Origin of the sequence: Pseudomonas sp. PA-7-1E, assembly GCF_021605325.1 — a bacterium.
Lineage (GTDB): Bacteria > Pseudomonadota > Gammaproteobacteria > Pseudomonadales > Pseudomonadaceae > Aquipseudomonas > Aquipseudomonas fluorescens_BV.
Map to the genome: position 1 here is coordinate 1 of NZ_WKFA01000123.1, position 1,193 is coordinate 1,193.

Consider the following 1,193-nt stretch of genomic DNA (forward strand, 5'->3'; position numbering starts at 1 on the left):
GGATGGTCTGAAGTAGCCCCTGTTTTCCGGCTACTTCGCCATCGACACTTTCAAAAAACGGTAGCCGCTCAAATCCCGGTCAAACCTGCCGTCTATTTCAGCCTTTTTTGCCGCTGCAAGCACCTCGCAGCAGTCACTTCACTCTTCACGGACGCACCTCTCCTGCATTGGAGAGCAAATGTCGACGCGCCATCCAAATGTTCGACAGGGCGAACAGCGTCACCATCTGAGCAGTGTTTTTCACCAAGCCTCGGAAGCGCACTTTCGTATAACCAAACTGGCGCTTGATCACCCGAAATGGATGCTCAACCTTGGAGCGAACCTGGGCCTTGGCTCTTTCGATCTTACGTATCGCTTTGTATAACGCGCTGCGGTTACCGTGCTTTTTGTAAGTGCTGCGCCGGGCTGCAATCTGCCAGATGACTTGGCGCCCCTCATGCTCTTCACGCTTCTCTACACCGGTATAGCCCGCATCAGCGCAGACCACGTTCTCACCACCGTGCAGCAGTTTGTCGACTTGGGTTACGTCCGCGACGTTGGCCGCAGTGACCACCACGCTGTGCACAAGCCCGGACTCATCGTCGACACCAATGTGAGCTTTGGCACCGAAGTAATACTGGTTGCCCTTCTTGGTCTGATGCATTTCCGGGTCGCGTTTGCCGTCCTTGTTCTTGGTCGAACTGGGCGCATGAATCAGAGTGGCATCGACGATGGTGCCTTGTCGCAGTGACAAGCCACGGTCGCCCAAATAGCCATTGATCACGCCGAGAATACCGGTGGCCAACTCATGCTTTTCCAGCAGGCGACGGAAGTTGAGGATGGTGGTTTCATCCGGGATTCGCTCCAGGCTCAGACCGGAAAACTGGCGCAGGATCGTCGTCTCGTACAGCGCCTCTTCCATCGCCGGATCGCTGTAACCGAACCAGTTCTGCATTAGATGAATCCGCAGCATCGCCATCAGCGGATAGGCTGGACGGCCCCCTTCGCCCTTTGGGTAATGAGGTTTGATCAGAGCAATCAAACCCTCCCAGGGTACGACCCGATCCATCTCTATCAGGAACAGCTCCTTGCGGGTCTGCTTGCGCTTACCGGCGTACTCGGCATCGGCGAAGGTCATTTGTTTCATCATCGAAAAGCTCGGCGATTGGTGTCCGGGGATTTTGCCAAATCAGGAAGTCTTTTTCAGGATTTCC

General features: G+C 55.2%; 1 protein-coding gene. It reads right to left on the reverse strand.

Going from position 1 to position 1,193, the window contains the following annotated elements; all coding sequences use genetic code 11:
* Positions 1 to 145: 145 nt before the first annotated feature.
* Positions 146 to 1,126 (reverse strand): IS5-like element ISPa26 family transposase, encoded by a 981-nt coding sequence (locus GIW79_RS29480; protein ID WP_024086516.1) that lies wholly within the window; start codon positions 1,124 to 1,126, stop codon positions 146 to 148.
* Positions 1,127 to 1,193 lie beyond the last annotated feature (67 nt).

Excerpts from the sequence above, each read along its gene's own strand:
- GIW79_RS29480 (WP_024086516.1), bottom strand. The coding sequence starts at position 1,126 with ATGAAACAAATGACCTTCGCCGATGCCGAGTACGCCGGTAAGCGCAAG.